17 protein-coding genes are annotated in these 15389 nt (G+C 70.4%); 14 read left to right on the top strand and 3 right to left on the bottom strand.

Annotated features, from left to right (window positions below):
* Positions 1-8 precede the first annotated feature (8 nt).
* The gene (locus EIZ62_RS02840) at positions 9-1028 is read left to right on the top strand and encodes an ABC transporter substrate-binding protein (RefSeq protein WP_156691134.1); all 1020 of its coding nucleotides are present in this window, start codon (positions 9-11) and stop codon (positions 1026-1028) included.
* Between the two features lie 209 nt (positions 1029-1237).
* On the top strand, positions 1238-1744 hold the full coding sequence (locus EIZ62_RS02835) for a hypothetical protein (protein ID WP_156691133.1): 507 nt from the start codon (positions 1238-1240) through the stop codon (positions 1742-1744).
* Between the two features lie 275 nt (positions 1745-2019).
* On the opposite strand, the gene EIZ62_RS02830 is transcribed toward EIZ62_RS02835, so the two are convergent.
* Positions 2020-2439: a subtilase-type protease inhibitor gene (locus EIZ62_RS02830; RefSeq protein ID WP_156691132.1), complete on the bottom strand. Its 420-nt coding sequence runs from the start codon at positions 2437-2439 to the stop codon at positions 2020-2022.
* 570 nt (positions 2440-3009) lie between these two features.
* Here EIZ62_RS02830 and EIZ62_RS02825 point away from each other — a divergent pair.
* The 3 genes from EIZ62_RS02825 to EIZ62_RS32280 all read left to right on the top strand — a co-directional run bounded on the left by EIZ62_RS02825 (position 3010) and on the right by EIZ62_RS32280 (position 4514).
* A complete protein-coding gene (locus EIZ62_RS02825; protein ID WP_156691131.1) occupies positions 3010-3501 on the top strand; it encodes a hypothetical protein in 492 nt (163 codons plus the stop codon).
* A 261-nt stretch (positions 3502-3762) separates the two neighbouring features.
* Positions 3763-4287 (top strand): hypothetical protein, encoded by a 525-nt coding sequence (locus EIZ62_RS32285; RefSeq protein WP_244375397.1) that lies wholly within the window; start codon positions 3763-3765, stop codon positions 4285-4287.
* Positions 4254-4514 (top strand): DUF4241 domain-containing protein, encoded by a 261-nt coding sequence (locus tag EIZ62_RS32280; RefSeq protein ID WP_244375395.1) that lies wholly within the window; start codon positions 4254-4256, stop codon positions 4512-4514. Before EIZ62_RS32285 ends, EIZ62_RS32280 begins: the two co-directional genes overlap by 34 nt.
* A 180-nt stretch (positions 4515-4694) precedes the next feature.
* Here the strand turns inward: EIZ62_RS32280 and EIZ62_RS02815 are convergent, their stop codons facing one another.
* On the bottom strand, positions 4695-5426 hold the full coding sequence (locus EIZ62_RS02815) for a dienelactone hydrolase family protein (protein ID WP_156691129.1): 732 nt from the start codon (positions 5424-5426) through the stop codon (positions 4695-4697).
* 288 nt (positions 5427-5714) lie between these two features.
* On the opposite strand from EIZ62_RS02815, the gene EIZ62_RS02810 reads away from it, so the two are divergent.
* The 4 genes from EIZ62_RS02810 (at position 5715) to EIZ62_RS02795 (ending at position 9043) form a co-directional block, all read left to right on the top strand.
* A complete protein-coding gene (locus EIZ62_RS02810) occupies positions 5715-6563 on the top strand; it encodes an alpha/beta fold hydrolase (protein WP_341873923.1) in 849 nt (282 codons plus the stop codon).
* Between the two features lie 685 nt (positions 6564-7248).
* Positions 7249-7407: a hypothetical protein gene (locus tag EIZ62_RS32275; protein WP_244375393.1), complete on the top strand. Its 159-nt coding sequence runs from the start codon at positions 7249-7251 to the stop codon at positions 7405-7407.
* 240 nt (positions 7408-7647) lie between these two features.
* The gene (locus EIZ62_RS02800) at positions 7648-8577 is read left to right on the top strand and encodes a hypothetical protein (protein ID WP_156691127.1); all 930 of its coding nucleotides are present in this window, start codon (positions 7648-7650) and stop codon (positions 8575-8577) included.
* Positions 8578-8800: 223 nt separating this feature from the next.
* Complete coding sequence (locus EIZ62_RS02795; RefSeq protein WP_156691126.1) at positions 8801-9043, top strand: DUF6411 family protein; 243 nt, start codon at positions 8801-8803, stop codon at positions 9041-9043.
* 89 nt (positions 9044-9132) lie between these two features.
* Here the strand turns inward: EIZ62_RS02795 and EIZ62_RS32695 are convergent, their stop codons facing one another.
* Positions 9133-9255: a hypothetical protein gene (locus EIZ62_RS32695; RefSeq protein WP_280117726.1), complete on the bottom strand. Its 123-nt coding sequence runs from the start codon at positions 9253-9255 to the stop codon at positions 9133-9135.
* 121 nt (positions 9256-9376) lie between these two features.
* On the opposite strand from EIZ62_RS32695, the gene EIZ62_RS02790 reads away from it, so the two are divergent.
* From EIZ62_RS02790 to EIZ62_RS02770, 5 genes are all read left to right on the top strand, one after another.
* Positions 9377-9637 (top strand): hypothetical protein, encoded by a 261-nt coding sequence (locus EIZ62_RS02790; RefSeq protein WP_156691125.1) that lies wholly within the window; start codon positions 9377-9379, stop codon positions 9635-9637.
* A 604-nt stretch (positions 9638-10241) separates the two neighbouring features.
* Positions 10242-11747 (top strand): hypothetical protein, encoded by a 1506-nt coding sequence (locus tag EIZ62_RS02785; protein ID WP_156691124.1) that lies wholly within the window; start codon positions 10242-10244, stop codon positions 11745-11747.
* Positions 11744-13591: a GMC family oxidoreductase gene (locus EIZ62_RS02780; protein ID WP_156691123.1), complete on the top strand. Its 1848-nt coding sequence runs from the start codon at positions 11744-11746 to the stop codon at positions 13589-13591. The genes EIZ62_RS02785 and EIZ62_RS02780 overlap by 4 nt, the downstream gene beginning before the upstream one ends.
* Before the next feature lie 188 nt (positions 13592-13779).
* Positions 13780-14484, top strand: a complete 705-nt coding sequence (locus EIZ62_RS02775) for a FadR/GntR family transcriptional regulator (protein ID WP_244375391.1) — start codon at positions 13780-13782, stop codon at positions 14482-14484.
* A gap of 134 nt (positions 14485-14618) precedes the next feature.
* Complete coding sequence (locus EIZ62_RS02770; RefSeq protein ID WP_156691122.1) at positions 14619-15380, top strand: hypothetical protein; 762 nt, start codon at positions 14619-14621, stop codon at positions 15378-15380.
* Positions 15381-15389: the final 9 nt, after the last annotated feature.

The following is a 15389-nucleotide window of genomic DNA, read 5'->3' as shown; positions in this document are numbered from 1 at the left end:
CACCCGGCATGCCCCCTCTCGTACGCCCCGCCGCTCTCGTTCTTGCCGCGGCTCTGGCCGTCACCGGCTGCGGCGCCGAAGTCACCTCTCCCGATGGCGGAGACGGACGGCCCAAGGCGGGCGGTCACTATCCCGTGACCATCGAGAACTGCGGTGAGAAGAAGACCTACGACGCCGCCCCCGAGCGTGTGGTCACCAATGACGTCGGCATCACCGAGATCATGTTCGCGCTCGGTCTGGAGGACCACATGGCGGGCTATGTGATGCCCGACGACAAGGGTGATCTCGCCGCCGTCCCGTGGAAGGACGCCTATCAGAAGACCACGTGGCTGTCGAAGAAGCAGATCAACAAGGAGCTGGCTCTGGACGCCCGCGCGGATCTGGTCTTCGCGGGATGGAACTACGGTTTCAACGAGGGGGAAGGCTTCACCCCGGCAGAACTCGAGAAGGTCGGAATCGGCTCGTACCTGCTCACCGAGTCCTGCCGCAACGGCCGTGCCAAGGCCCGTGGCGTGATGCCGCCACTCGAGGCGCTGTACGTCGACCTGCGTAACCTGGGCACGCTCTTCGACGTCGAGGACCGAGCCGAAGCCCTGATCGCGACGTTCCAGAAGCAAGTCGCTGAAGCGCAGGCGAAGGCCCTCAAGGGCGCGGACCGCCCCAGGGTCTTCCTCTACGACGCCGGCCGCGACAGGCCTCTCACGTCGGGCGCCTACGCGGGCCCGCACGACATCATCACCAAGGCTGGCGGCGACCACGTCATGAAGGACCTCAAGGACAGCTGGACGACCGTCGGATGGGAAACCGTCGTCGAGCGAGACCCCGAGGTCATCGTGATCAACGACTACGGGGACGTCAGCGCCGAGCAGAAGAGGCAGTTCCTGAAGTCCTACCCACCGCTCGCGAACGTCTCGGCGATCAAGCACGACCGCATCGTCGTCCTCGACTACGCGGACCTGGTGGAGAGCCCACGGAACCCTGCGGCGATCGCCTCGCTGGCGGCGGATCTGCGGAAGCTGAAGGGATGACGTAGAGCCGGAGCACCTGTCGAGCTCAGAGCAGGTGCCCGAGGCGGGTTACCGCCGTACGGCAACGCCTTCGACGAGGTCGTCACTGCCGTCGAACCGTCGAGCCCTCCGTCGAGCGCGCCCTCGACCGTCAGGCGTCCTTGCCGAACGCCGCGCCCTGCACGACCGGATCACCGGCATGGGGGTACGACTACCATCGCGTCATCGTCATGGAGGTCAAGGGGTTGGTAGTGGGTGCGGACGCGGAGTTGACGGGCGTTCGGCGGCTGCTGACCGGGGCAGTGCTCCGATCGGTCGGTCGTGCCGTGGACATGGGTGCAGTAGAACTCACCGGCGAACAGGGGGAGGACCTCGCCCTGCACATCCAGTGCGCCTTCCGGGTACTCCACGAGGACCAGGTACTGCTCGGGTCACGGGACATGACGTACGTACGAGGCGACGCGGAGGCTGACGCCTTCGACAACTTCGCCACCGCGTGCGACGGCCGGGCGGCGCTCCTCAGCCGCGTTCTCGGCGGAGCCCGCCCCAAGATCGAGAGTGTTCTCCAGAACCCGGCGGGCGCACTGACCCTGAAGGCGACGCGGGGGTTCAGTGTCGAGGTCTTCCCGGACCGCTCCGCCACGGAGGAATCCTGGCGCGCCTTCAGACGAGGTGGAGAACACTTCGGGTTTCCGCCGAGCTTGGTCCAGGAGTTCGCGGCGGATGCTCGTCCCTGACCGCCCACGGGTCCGCCGGGTCCGCGCCGCAGCGAACCGAGGTCAAGGATCAGGTCCAGCGACCGGACCCCATCCGCCCCGACGGAGGAGCCGGCGGACATTCGTGTGCAGGCGGCGTTGCCAGCCCCGATGCTGACTTTTTTCCTGTGCATGGAGTCAGCCATGGTCCGGCAACCCGGTGACGGCGGCCGGTCACGTTCTGGGCGTCGCCCCCGGGCCCCATGGGGCACGGCGGGGCCGCGCAAGCCCCTGCCGTGCACCTGTCGGCGGCGGGATCAGAAGGCGAAGACGGGGTTCCCGTTGAAGGTCACGGACATGGTGCACGCGTTGGAGAACGTGTGCTTCCAGGAGACGCGGCTGCCCTGCCAGACGCCTTCCGCGGTGACGGTCACGGGGGCGTAGTGCATCGGACAGGCACGGTTCGAGTCCGGCGACGCCAGGAGGGTGTCGAAGGTGCCTGCGGTCGTGGCGAGAGCCGCGCAGGCGGCCTGCGGGTCGGGGTGGGTCCCCTGGGCGGTCGGCGCACAGCTGAGGGTGGATGCCCGTACGACCGTGGCGGCGTCTTCGCCCTGAGCGACGGTCAGGACCAGCGCGGACGGGGCGTAGAGGCTTGAGGGCTGGGCTTCCGCGACGCCGGTGGCGCAGGCCAGGCTCAGGAGGGCGGTGGCGGAGACAGCGGCGATGTGGCGACGCACGACGGGACTCTCTTTCGATTCAAAGGTTGAATGTCGTAGCTGTCTGCGCTTCGTTGTGCAGACGCCGCTGATTCTGGTGAATGCGAAGGTGGGTCGCACATCGATGACCGATTTACAGACAACCTGTTCGATTGCTCGCGACCGAATGGTCGTTCTGGCAGTTCAGAAGGGGTGGGTGCATGGCGCGACCACCCTTTGACGGAGCGTGACACGGCGAAGTGGTCGGCGTGCACGGCCTCCTGACCTGCTGTCGGCCGCGTCCGGTTCATCGAACGTCCATCCAAGGTGACCGGATCACGTCGGTTCGGCACCGGTAGTCGAGGCGGACGGTGCCGAAGGTGTTCGTCCCGGCCGCCACCGCGCCAGAAGCGTCCGCACGACATGTCTCGTCCAGCGCTGTCAGGTCTCCGTCCCGATGTGATCACCCGGGCCTCGCCGTGTTTACCTGAGGGGCGACACCGACCGGGGGATCACACATGAGCGAAGGTCAACCGCGAGGAGGGTGCCTTCTCGTCCGTGGACCAGAACATCGTCTGGACCGAGCGCGTTCTGCGAAGGAGAAGTAGGCCGATGTCCCGAGCGCGTCTCACGGTGACCGCCGTCGTGCTGGCTCTGCTGTCCTGCCTGCCGGCCTGTTCGTCCGCGTCCACCGCTGTGGAGGGCTGCATGGGGAAGCAGGCGGTCGGTGCGACGTCCGGGGAGCTCGCCGGCACCTACCGGGGCGAGGGCGACGCTGAGGGCGTGACGCTCACCCTGGAGGCGTCGGAGAGCGAGCCGGGCAGCGGCACGGTCACCGTGCACGACTGGCCGGCCGGTGACTGGTACCGGAGCGAACTCGGCGCGGCCTTCGACGGGTCCGGCACCTGGTCCGTGGTGCAGGGCGGCACCTCGGCCACCGAGTACGCGCACCTGTCCCTCTCCTTCAGCGCACCGGAGCGTTTCCTGGACGGGGACACCCTCGACTCCTTGTCGATCGCCGAAGGTGACGGACGCACCTATCTGTACGCGGAGGACGACCCGGACGTCTGCCCCGCTTTCCGGCTGCGGCTCCAGGGCGGCTGAGCCCGCCGCGACGCCCCCGCGGGGCCCTCGCCGGACGGTGGTGCCGGAGGCGTTACGTCAGGCGCGTACCAGCTCCCGGTCGTCGTCCTGGCCTCGGGGTAGTGCCTGTCGGCCGGGGTAGGTAGGTCTCACGCGACACCGACACCGACACCGACACCGACACCGACACCGACACCGAGGGTGAGGCGTACCGGCTCTGATCGACGCCCGTCGAACGCCACGGCTTGGAGTGGCGGCTGGTGCCACGGGGGGAGTCAGGGAATGACCCGTCCGGACCCGATGTCGCGGGCGCTCGCGGCACGCAGACATGCTGCCGGGACGGATTACTCGGTTCTGCTGTCCGCGCGGGAGCGACCGCTGGCACTGGTCGAGCGCTGGCCGCGCGACATTTGGGGCACCTATCTGTTCGACGACCGGTCCTGGCGCATGCAGATGATCGACCTGACACCGCACCACACGGGGGCGTTGCTGGTTCGCTGGGACACGCGATGGCAGTTCTCGAACGAGCAGGGATACGCGTCCGGGAAGTGGCACGTCCAGGAGACGACGACCGTTTCGGCCGACGGCCAGGTCGAGGTGACGACCGAGTTCGCCGGGCCGAGGGAAGCGTCGACAGAGGAGCGACCGCACGATCGAACGTCCGGTCCGTCGAGCGACCCCGTGCGGCGGTTCGCGGCGCCCGTCGAGGACTTCCTCTGCCCCGTACCGGAGATCTGGGGCTGCTCGGCGAGGGCCAGTTCTACGGGGTTGGCGTGGATACCGGCACAGCGGCATTCGTGGACGTGACTCGGCGGACGGTGATCGAAGACCAGCTGGACGAGGACCTGTTCACACCCCTCGACGGCCGTTTCACCGTCGAACTGCCCAGCACGGAGCACGAGCCGAACCTCATCGCCTTCCGTGCCGGCCAGGGCGACGGGACCTACCCCGTCTGGATCGGCCGCACGGATGACGGACAGGTTGGCTGTGTCGTCGTCGACTTCCAGCTCCATCCGGCCGGCAGGGGAGAGTGAGGAGCCGTTTCGGTCAGCGGCACGAGGTCGCACTGCGGAGGCGCGCGGCGAACGGTGGAATCGACGTCAGCGGCCATCACCCGGCCGGCGGGAGACTGCGTTCCGGCCCGAGCGGGGTCGCCGGACGCGCCGATCGGACCTGAATCCGATCGGCGCGTCGGCCGCTGCGGGCGGCAGCTGTCAGGCGAGGTGCCGGGAGAAGAACGTCACCGAGCTGTCCAGCTCGAATCCCGGCATGTCCCCGTGTTTGCCGGGGTTCGCGTGAAGCGTCTTGTCGGCCGAGGCGAAGGCGTCGAACAGTGCCAGGCTCTGGTCTCGCGGCACGCGCTCGTCGTCCCACTGCACCAGGAACTCCACCGGGACCGTGATCCGCGCGGCGTCCGCGCCCGAGGCCAGGCTGCCGCCCAGGCCCAACACGGCCGCTCGGACCCGGGGTTCGGCGGCGACGAAGGGAACCCCGAGTCCGCATCCCAGCGAGACTCCCCAGTAGCCCACCGGGCCGGCACCGACGTGATCGAGTTGCTGGACCGCATCCAGAACCGTCCGCCATTCCGGAACGGTCTGTTGGGCCACCAGGGCCTGGAAAGCGGCGATGAGGGGTGCCGGCTCTTCACCGGCCTCGATGCGGGCCTGGTTCTCGACCGCGATGCGGTTGTACTTCTCGTCCACGGGCCGGTCACCATGGTTCGGCACATCGACCGCCACCACGGCAAAGGCGCACTCGGTCACGAAGCGGCGGGCAAGGCCCAAGATGTCGGGCGCCTTCTTGTGCTGACCACCGCCGTGTCCCAGGAGGATGAGGGGACGAGTTCCGGCAGCGCCTTCCGGTGTCCACAGAACGCCGGGAATCTCGTTGAGGACAAAGAGCTGTTCGCAGACGCCGTCGGAGGACGTCTCGGAGATGAAGTGCATAGCGTTTCAAGCCTTTCGGGGTGCCTTACGGGCACTCCCCAGGCCATGCGGGGAGGGAGGCCCGATCTGTCACGGTGTTGATCGGTCTCACCTCCCTGAGTCGTCAGCGATGCACGGCGGCGCCGAAGGTATCACGGGAGACGTCGGCCAGAGCAACGAGTTGTTCGCCACACGCGGCCCGCAGGAGACGTCAGGGTCGACCAACAATGTATGGGCCGGGTCCCGGTGGGGCCGATGGCTGACGGGCATGACCGACGGCATCGCGTGTGTCCATGACCCGGCCTCCTGGTGGGATCCCCGTGCCGGGCAGCGGGTCGCAGAAGGAGGGCCGGGGCGGCGGTCCCGCCCTGCGGCGCCCGTGGCTATGCTCGCCTCGTGGGCGAGATCGTGGTGGTACGCGATGGTCGAGGGCCTGAAGTCCTGCTGGTACATGGCGGGGCCGGACCGCGGACGACGTGGGGCGCTCTGGCTCCGCTGGCCGATCGGTGGACGCTCGCGTATGTCCACCGGCGTGGCTATCCGCCGAGCTCGCCACCGCGCCACGGGCAGGACTTCGAGGTGGACGCCCTGGACCTGGCACCGCTGCTCGTCGGTCGTCCGCACGTCGTAGCCCACTCGTACGGCGTCCTCGGGGCGTTGATCGCGGCCGCTGCCGCTCCGAGTGGCAGCGTGCGCTCGCTCACCCTGATTGAGCCGCCGCTCACCCACCTTGTCCCCGACGACCCCGAAGTGGCGTGGCTCGAGCGCACCGGCGACGCGGTCCTCACCCACGGTATGGACACGGACCCGGTCGAGCTGCGGAAGTTCCTCCGTCTCGCCGGTGCGCCGGTCGGGGGCGGGCCACTCCCCGAGGACGTGGCAGCCGGTGTCCGGCGTGCGCACGGCGGTCGGCTGCCCAGCGAGGCGCGACCACGGCTCGACTCGATCCGTGCCGCCGGCGTCCCCGTACTGGTCGCATCCGGAGGCCACGCGGCCGCGATGGAGCGGATCTGCGACGCTCTCGCCACTGCCCTCCGGGGCGAGCGCAGCGTGCACCCCGGTGCGGGCCACTTCGTCGCCGCAGCGCCGGGTTTCGCCGCACGGCTGGAGACCTTCATGCGCAACCCCGGCAGGGCGCGGGCCACGTCAGACAGCTGAGCATGGCCGCGAGTGCTTGTTGCCAGGCTCGGTGCCACCCAGTGTCGCCGGTCGGCCGGTCCGGTGGCCGGCTGCTCGGTACTCACCGCCCTCTGAGTACCCGAGCGGTGCCACCCGGCGCGAGCAGCCTGTTGGGACGGGTTCATGACGCCGACGACGCCCCCTCCGCCAGCCCCTGCCCGCACGCCCCGGAGTCGGCGCCGCGTCGTCGCGCTGGTAGCGGTGAATGAGTCCTCCTCCTCGGGTCCTCCTGCATCGGGTGCTCCCTCATCCGCAGGGCGGATACGGTCCGCCGTAGCGGACGAAGCGTGGCCGCCATGTCCAGGGCCAGCATGTACGTCATGACGACAGCGACCGCCCCTCGCCCTACCTCCGCACCTGCGCCTGTCTGGGCTCGCCGCGCCGCCCACGCCATCGCGCTGTGCGCCGTCCCGTCCGGCCTGTGGCGCGTCGCCATGGCATCCGGTGTCTATGTGGGCTACAGCGACCAAGTGCTGCGCGATGTTTTCGACATCCCGGGCTGGGGCGTCGCATATGTGGTCGGCCTCTCCGTCCTCACTGAGCGGCCGCTCTGTTTCCGCTGCTTCTCGTCAGCGACCGGTGGAGGCCGCTGCGTCCCAGGGCCCTCGGCGCGCTGGCCTGGACCGCCTCGGGCGTCCTGGTTCTGGTGGCACTGTGGCAACTCGTGGTCGCTTTCACCGTCGAGAGCCAGACGTACATGTCGAGCGGTACGGCACAGACCGTCTGGGGGTTCGCTTTCGCCCCGCTGTTCGCCATCCCTGCCCTGATGACCGCGGTGACCTGGTCGTACGCGAAGCGGCACCGGGCACGTGGACAGGTATAGCCCCTACCACGTCCTTGACATCGGCCAACCCTGTCCCACCGCTTCCCGGCCCGCCACGCGCGGCCGATGGCTGAGCTGCCCAGTGATCGTTTCCGGGCCACCGGGATGGCGGGCGATGGCGTTGCGCCGGCGTAGGTAGCGGTGCAGGGACCGGGTCTGCGCGGGGTGGCGAGCCTGTGCGGTCACAGCACTAGGATCACCGGAAGACCGCACGATCATCTGCTTTCGGGGGAAACGCCCATGACTCGTCACTTTCTCAGCCGCCGGAGAATGCTGGGCGGTGCCGCCGGCGCCGGTGCCGCTCTGGTGGCCGGTTCGGCGGCGGGGGCCGCGTCGGCGGCCGGTGCTCCGGCGCCGGACCCGTACCAGCTGAAACTGCCGCACCAGATCGAAGCGGAGACCCTGATCGACTACCTGCGGATGCGGCCCTGGAGCGAGGGTGCCAACCGCTACAAGACGGCGGGGCAGTTCCCGGACGAGAACAGCGCCGTCACCTGGGGCGCGCCCGGTCACCCGGAGCAGTTCTCCGCGCTCGCCCAGTGCTCCTCGTTCCTGACCCTGGTCCTTCAGCGCGCCTACGGCACCGGCACGGCGTACGGATGGGCCACGAGGGACTACTTCAGCGAGCACTTCAAGACCGAGCCCGGCAAGTTCTACCCGACGGCGGAGAAGTTCCGCGAAGGCTTCGCCAACGCGCCGCTCATCCCGCACTTCACCGGTGTCACCAAGCCGGTCAATCTCCGGCCCGGAGACCTGGTCGCCTTCGACTACGACGCCGACGCGACGACCAAGCCCTACACCGGACACATCGTCATGATCCGTCAGCGGAAGGGGACGTGGGCGTCAGCGGTGGATGGCCAGGTCGGTGAGGGGGTCGTACCGTACGTCTTCGAGATCATCGACTGTACGAGCGACCCGCACGGCAGCCCGGCCGCCTCCGCGAGCGCCGAGGCGACCTACCGGGCCTTCCCCGACACCCGTATCGAGGAGGCCTCCGACGGCGCCTCGGGCTGGACGGAACACAACGGCGCCGGCTACGGCCACATCGTGTTCTACGGGGATCCCGTCACCAAGCTCTTCGCCGGCTACCGCTGGAGCGTGAACTCCTCCACTCCCCGCAAGGTCGCCGACCGCCCGATCGCCGCGGCCCGCGTGCACCTCACGGGCTGAAACGGCGGGGCGGGCCGCGACCGCCGGGGCGTAAGGGGCACAGCTCTCGGCCGTATCGTCCCAGGCGCCTGTGTCGCGAGGGGCGGTAGCGGTAGCGGTGGCGGTGGCGATTCGGTGGGTCGCGCTCCGGGGTATGCCCGCGGCCCCTGCCTTGTCGTGGGCGGATGCATACGCGAGGACAGGGCGGGCAAGCGGCACATACCCCGACCGTGAGGAGCGCGTAATGATCATCGCCGCCGTCATTGGAGTGTGTGTCGTTCTGGCCGTCCTGGCTTTCCTCGTTCCCCGGCTTTCCCACCATCCGCAGCACGGTGCCCAGCGTTCGCTCGGCGCCGGAGCGCGCGCCGGTGGCAAGGCCCCGGGCCCGCTCGGCCGGCTGTTCAGCAAGCCGTTCCACTCCAGCTCCCGCGCCGTGGGCCGCAGTGGTTCCGCCGGCCGACGCGCGCGTCGCCGCATGCCGTTCTGACGCCGCCGCGTAGTGCGGGACAGGCTCGATCGGCGTACGCACGCCACGTACGTACGCATCCAGGGGCACCGACAAGGTCGTCGGTGCCCCTACGCGCGTGCGCGGGGTAGATCGGGCCGGTAGAGGTGGGCGTGGGTCTGCTTCTGGGTGATGGCGGTGACGTAGCCGTTGGGGTCGGTGAAGCAGAGGAGCTTCTGGCTCCGGTGCTTCATGACGTCCGCCCCTACGCGCGTGATGCGAACGGGCTACTCCGCCGGGTACGGCCACCGGGGCGCTTCGATACTGGCCGTGCGGCGCTGAGGAAACGGGGCGCCATGACGAAGGGGTGCTGCGGTGAACGAACCGGCTGCCAGCGAGTCCGGGTGCCAGATGATGAAGCGCATCGCGCAGGAACTCAAGGCGAGCATCCGCGCCTTCGAGGCGCACGCGGAGGAGCTCTCGCGCAGGATCGCCGAGCTGGAGGCGCAGCCCGATCCTGAGGTCGAGCTGGAGATCCTCGCGCTCGTGCAGGCGCGGGACGCGCTGGAGAAGAAGATCGAGGAGGAGCGTGCGTCTCTTTCCACGCTGGAGGACGTGATCAGGGAGAACTGCTAGGGCGTGTTTCGAAAGTAGCGTCGTCCGCCCGGAGGGCGGGGCCGGGGGCGTCTGGTGCGTGCGATCGCAAGGCGGAGGTCGGAGAGCGCAGCGGGCTGCGCCGACGGCCGACAACGCCGCGAGGGTGCGTGCCAGGCGTTCCCGGCCAGACGGGACTTTCGAAACACGCCCTAGCCGCGTTCCGGCTCTTCCGGCCCATTTCGGCAGCCACCGACGCCCCGTGCCAGGTCCTCGCACGGGGCGTCGACGCTGGGTCGGGGCGCGTCGAGGGGCGTCCTGGCGCCGCGGTGCACCCCCGTAAGAGGGCCTTCGGCTCAGGGCGGCACGGCAGGCCCTCAGTGCGCCGGCGCGCGCCCGGTGAGGCCACGATGCGGAGGCCAGGCTGCGTAGGGCTATTGACGTGACCCTGCCCCTAGTGGTCCAGTGGCTCAGCCACTCACCCACTCTTCACGTCATCTTCCTCCGGAGGGCCCGTGCAGACAATGCCCCGTGAGACCCCCGTCGACATCCTCGAAAGAACTCCGGCCCTGCGGGCGACCCCGGCCGCGGCGGCCGTCGGCGCCCGCCTCGGCCGTACCGCACCGCACATGCCGGAGGTCCTCGCATGAAGCGACGCGGCACCGTCTTCGCCGAGACGCTGCTCGGCGCCGTCCGTCTGGAGGGGGAGAGTCGTGACCGGCGGGTGCGGCTGGATCTGGCCGTGACCGCCGACAGCCTCATACGACCGACCGGGACCACCACGGCCGCCCTGACCGGGCGCGTGAGGATCCACGGGTGGGCGGACGACCGGGTCGCCCGGGGTGAGCTGGAGATCTCACCGATTGCCCGCCGCCGCATCCGCTACCGGCTCGGGTTCACCATGGGGGGTCGCCAACTCGCCCTGGACGGCTGGAAGTCAGTCACCGTGCTGCGACCGCTGCGCTCCATGACCGTCATGCCCTTCACGCTCTACGAGGACGACGGCTCACGGGCCGGTACCGGAACCCTCCGCTTCCCGGTCGCCACCGGCCTGGTCCCGTTCCTCCGGAGCTTCCGCTTCCCGAGCACCGCCGGGACCGCCGGGACCACCGGGACTGCCGGGGCCGCCGGAACCACTGGTACGGCAGAAACCACCGGTACGGTCGAAACCACCGGTACGGCCGAAACCACCGGTACGGCCGAAACCGCCGCAAGCCACCACGCTCCCCGCTGGGCGGGGGAGCCGGGTCGTACCGAGGTCTGGTACACGACCGTCGGCGACCCGGTGACCGGCACCGGGCTGTGGCTCCACCACGAGCTGGTCTCACCCGCCGACGGCTCCCCGGCCTACGCCCACGGCTGGATCGCGGCCTTCCCGCCCGAAGGTCCCGTTGTACACGCCCGGTTCGGCCCGGAGCCGTGGCAGGGCGCATCGGACGGTTTCACCACCCGTCACGTCTTCGCCCGTCCCGGCCGTCTGACCGGCAGCGCCGGGGACTTCACTTGGGACCTCGCCGAACACGCCGCGGACCGGCCGCTGTACACCTTCCCGCGCTGGTCGTGGCGGCGACAACTGCTTCCCGCGGCACAGATGCTGCCCGCCGCGCGCTCCACGTACCACGGCACCGTCACCCATCCCGGCGGCACCATCGAACTCAGCGGCGCGCCCGGCGCGACCGCCCGGATCTACGGTCGTGGCAACGCCCGCCGCTGGGCCTGGCTGCACGCCGAAGTCGAAGACGGCGGGGTGCTGGAGATCGTGGCCGCCGTCTCCACCCGCCCCGTCCTCCGCTCGCTGCCGCCCCTGGTGTTCCTGCGCCTGCGCCAGGGCTCCAGCACCTGGCCCGGCCGTGCCGAGCGGGCGGCGTTCGGCTGGGCCGGTCCCGGCCGGTTCCGCGCCGACATCGGGACACCGGAGGAGTGGACGGTGAGCGGACGGGCCGGGATGCGACGCATCCGCGTACGGGTCGCGCAACCCCCCGACCGGACCCTGACCCTCGAGTACCGGGACCCGGACGGCACCACGAACGTCTGCCGCAACAGCGAGCGGGCCGACGCCGAGATCACCGTCGAGCGCTGGTGGGGCCACTGGCGTCCGGAGCGACGGTGGGTTCTGAACGGAACGGCGCACGCGGAGGTGGGTGGCCGGTGACCGCCTCCGGACTCGTGGCCGCGCTGCTGGCCACCGATGAGCGCGACACGGCCTGGGCGGAAAGGGTGCCGCACCGGCTGGACAGTGTGCTGGCGACGATGCCGGCACCCGCACGCGCAGGTGTACGAGCCGGCGTGGCCGCCGTCGAGGCGTACGCGCTCGCCCGTACCGGACGCCGGCTCGGCGCGCTCGGCCCCGACGACCGGGAAGAGGTGATGCGGGCACTGGCCGCCGGTCCGGCCGCCGCCGCACTGCTCGACCTCCTCAAGGTCCCCGTCCTGCTGGCCGCGGGCACCGAGCGGATGCCGGCGCCCTCGGCGCCGCCCGCACCGCCCGCACCGCTCGCCCTGGCCGACGATCCGCCCCTCGACTGCCCCCCGGCCACCGAGTGGCCCACCCGGACGACGGCCGACGCGGTCGTCATCGGATCCGGCGCCGGCGGTGCCGTCGCGGCACGCACGCTGGCCCGCGCCGGGCTGCGTACGATCGTCCTGGAGGAAGGCGAGCACCACACCACCGCCTCGTTCGCGGGACGAGCACCCCTGGAACGGTTCGGCGCCCTCTACCGTGACGGCGGAGCCACCGCCGCGCTCGGCCGACCGCCCCTACTCCTGCCCACCGGCCGTGCCGTCGGAGGCACCACGGTCGTCAACTCCGGCACCTGCTACCGCACGCCCGACCACGTCGTACAACGATGGCGGGAGCGGTACGAGTGCTCCCTCGCGGAGGGCTTCACCGAGCACCTCGACGAGGCGGAACGCACCCTCCGCGTCGCGACCCAGCCCCTGGGCGTACTGGGCAACAACGGGCTGCTCGCACTGGCCGGGGCACGGGAACTCGGCTGGAAGGCGGGCCCGCTGCGCCGCAACGCGCCGGGGTGCAGGGGCTCCTGCCAGTGTGTCGTGGGCTGCCCGACCGGTGCCAAGCAGAGCGTGCAGCTCTCGGTGCTTCCCGACGCGTGTGCGGCGGGCGCCCGGATCGTCAGCGGCGCTCGCGTACGGCGGATCCTGGTGGACCGTGACCGTCCCGGCGGTCCCGCCGCAGCCGGTGTGGTAGTGCGCCGGTCCGACGGCAGCGAACTGGAGATCCTCAGCCCTCTCGTGGTGGTGGCGGCCGGAACCCTCCAGTCCCCGCCGCTGCTGCGGCGTTCCGGGCTGGGCTCCCACCCGGGGGTCGGCGGCAACCTCAGCGTCCACCCGGCGACCAGCGTCGCCGGAAGGTTTCCGCACCAGGTGACCGCATGGGAAGGCGTCCTGCAGAGCGTCGGGGTCGAGGAACTCCACCACGACGGTGTCCTGATCGAGGCCACCGCCACCCCGCCCGGCATGAGCAGCTTCGTCCTCCCGGGCCTGGGGAGGGAACTGAGGGGCGAACTGGAGGACGCGGGACGCCTCGCCACGCTCGGCGCGATGATCGCCGACCGGCCCTCCGGGCGGATCCTGGGCCGTGACCGCACCCTGATCCGCTACGACGTGCACCCCCGGGACGCGGGACGGCTGATGACCGCCGTCCGGGCCATGGGCCGACTGCTGTTCGCCGCAGGCGCCGAGGAGGTCCTGACAGGGATCGCGGCCACACCGCGGGTGCGTGACCTCGCAGCCCTCGACAAGGCCCTGGCGGGGGAGAGCGTACGAGGGCTCCACCTGTCGGCCTTCCACCCCACCGGCACCGTCGCGGCGGGCGCGGACCCGACCCGCTTCCCCGCCGACGGAGCGGGTCGTCTTCGCGGGGTACGCGGGGTCCTGATCGCCGACGGATCCGTCCTCCCCAGCTGCCCGCAGAACCCCCAGCTCAGCATCATGGCGGCCGCCCACGCCGTGACCGGGCGGTGGCTGGGCCCGTAAGGGGGGGTGGCGGGGGCAGCGGGGGTAGCAGGGGCACCAGGGGTTTACTTGTGCGGTCACCCGACCACTGCGAAAATCGCGGCCGCGGTGGTGCGGACACGAGTAACACAAGTAACGCGAGAAACACCAGGAACACGAGAAACACCAGGAACGCGAGAAACACCAGGAACGCGAGAAAGAGGACAGCGGTGTCAGTGGAACCGATCTCCCGGGATACCGCGGTCGATCAGCTGGAGCGTCGTCTGCGGGACGACATCCTGGAGGGCCGCTACGCCGTGGGCACCCTGCTGCCCGCGGAACGGGAACTCGCCGCCCGCTACGGCGTGAACAGGAACACGCTCAAGCACGCGTTCGTCAGGCTCGTCCAGGCGGGTCTCGTCGAGACCCGCCACGGCGTGGGTACCCGGGTACGCGACTTCCTCCGTCTGGGCAGTGCGGACCTGCTCCCCGCCATGGTCGCCGCGTACCCGGGGTGGATGGACGAGGTCTTCGAGGCCCGGCAGAGCGTGGGCGCGCTGATCGCGGAGCGGGCCGCCACGGTGTCCTCCGCGAAGGACCACGAGGCCCTGCGCCGGCAGGTGGAGATCGTCGGAGCCGCGCGCTCCGTGGACGAGGCCCAGCTCGCGGACGCCGAGTTCCACCGTGTCCTGGCCGTGGCCTCCCACAACCGCGTCTACACCCTGCTGACGAACTCACTGCTCAACGCCTACCTGCCGGTACGCGCCCTTCTCGCCGACCCCTTCCGGGACGCCGCGTCGGCCGCCGCGCGGCTGAGCCCCCTCGCGGAGGCCGTGTGCGTCCACGACGCGTCCGCCGCCCGCGCCGCGTCGGAGTCCTACATGACGGAGACCGCACGCATGATGAGCGCCGCCCTGGGTTCCCGGCGTCCCTGACGCATCGTCACGCCGTTCCCGCCGTTACGCCGCCGATGATGAGTACTGCTTGCTCTGCTGCGACGTCCGCGCGCGTGTGAGTCTCCTTCCCGTCGGAAGCAATCACACCAGTGGCAGAACCCTTGGGGGAACGGATGAGGAATCGCAACGCGTTCGCGGGAGTGGCGGCGATGGCCGCGCTGACCGTGCTGGCGACGCAGGGAGCCGCCTCTGCGAGCGCCAGGCCCGGTGACGAAACGGCCGGCACCGCCAGGACCGCCACCCAGCAGGCCACCCAGCACGCCACCCAACAGGCCGTCCAGCACGCCATGAACGGCACACTGCGGACCGCCGACCTCGACGTCATCAAGGGCGACCCGGTCCTGGCGCGCACCGTGCCCGTCTCGGTGAAGATCGGTGCGGCCGTCTACTCGAAGGCCAAGCCCCCTTCGCGTACCAAGGCCGCCGGCGCAGGGCCGGCGGTGGCGGGCCGGGCCGGGCAGGCCGCGTTCCAGCAGGTGTGCACCAACGTCAACCTGCCGCTCACCGCGACCAGTTACCTCGGTACGACGCTCTACACATGGCACCACACCTTCTCGTGGTGCACCGCCAACCAGGTCTCGGGCGTGGAGGCCACCCGCGTGATCACCGCATCCCCGTACAGCCGCAGTGACTACTTCTCCGCGAAGTCGTCCGTCGCTTACCCGCAGGGCCTGGTGACCGACACCACCTTCGCCCCGGTGGGCGGGTTCATCGGTCTCAACACCACGGGCGCGGGCTCGCCCTACTACTCCCATATGGCCCGGTCGGTGAACCTGTGCATCGCGCAGTACAGCTGCTATGCGAGCAACCTGCCGCAGAGCAAGCTGACGCTCGGCCGGGACACCGCGTCCGTGGCCCTCAGTAACCCGCTGTAGCCACGGACG

Source organism: Streptomyces ficellus, from assembly GCF_009739905.1.
Lineage (GTDB): Bacteria > Actinomycetota > Actinomycetes > Streptomycetales > Streptomycetaceae > Streptomyces > Streptomyces ficellus_A.
This window is presented reverse-complemented; position numbering and strand designations above follow the sequence as displayed.

Bases quoted from the DNA above. Each gene is read 5' to 3' on its own strand.
- EIZ62_RS32695 (WP_280117726.1), bottom strand. From the start codon at position 9,255: ATGAAGCACCGGAGCCAGAAGCTCCTCTGCTTCACCGACCCCAACGGC.
- EIZ62_RS02815 (WP_156691129.1), bottom strand. From the start codon at position 5,426: ATGCACTTCATCTCCGAGACGTCCTCCGACGGCGTCTGCGAACAGCTC.
- EIZ62_RS02795 (WP_156691126.1), top strand. From the start codon at position 8,801: ATGATCATCGCCGCCGTCATTGGAGTGTGTGTCGTTCTGGCCGTCCTG.
- EIZ62_RS02770 (WP_156691122.1), top strand. From the start codon at position 14,619: ATGAGGAATCGCAACGCGTTCGCGGGAGTGGCGGCGATGGCCGCGCTG.
- EIZ62_RS02800 (WP_156691127.1), top strand. From the start codon at position 7,648: ATGACTCGTCACTTTCTCAGCCGCCGGAGAATGCTGGGCGGTGCCGCC.
- EIZ62_RS32285 (WP_244375397.1), top strand. From the start codon at position 3,763: ATGACCCGTCCGGACCCGATGTCGCGGGCGCTCGCGGCACGCAGACAT.
- EIZ62_RS02840 (WP_156691134.1), top strand. From the start codon at position 9: ATGCCCCCTCTCGTACGCCCCGCCGCTCTCGTTCTTGCCGCGGCTCTG.
- EIZ62_RS02785 (WP_156691124.1), top strand. From the start codon at position 10,242: ATGAAGCGACGCGGCACCGTCTTCGCCGAGACGCTGCTCGGCGCCGTC.
- EIZ62_RS02825 (WP_156691131.1), top strand. From the start codon at position 3,010: ATGTCCCGAGCGCGTCTCACGGTGACCGCCGTCGTGCTGGCTCTGCTG.
- EIZ62_RS02835 (WP_156691133.1), top strand. From the start codon at position 1,238: ATGGAGGTCAAGGGGTTGGTAGTGGGTGCGGACGCGGAGTTGACGGGC.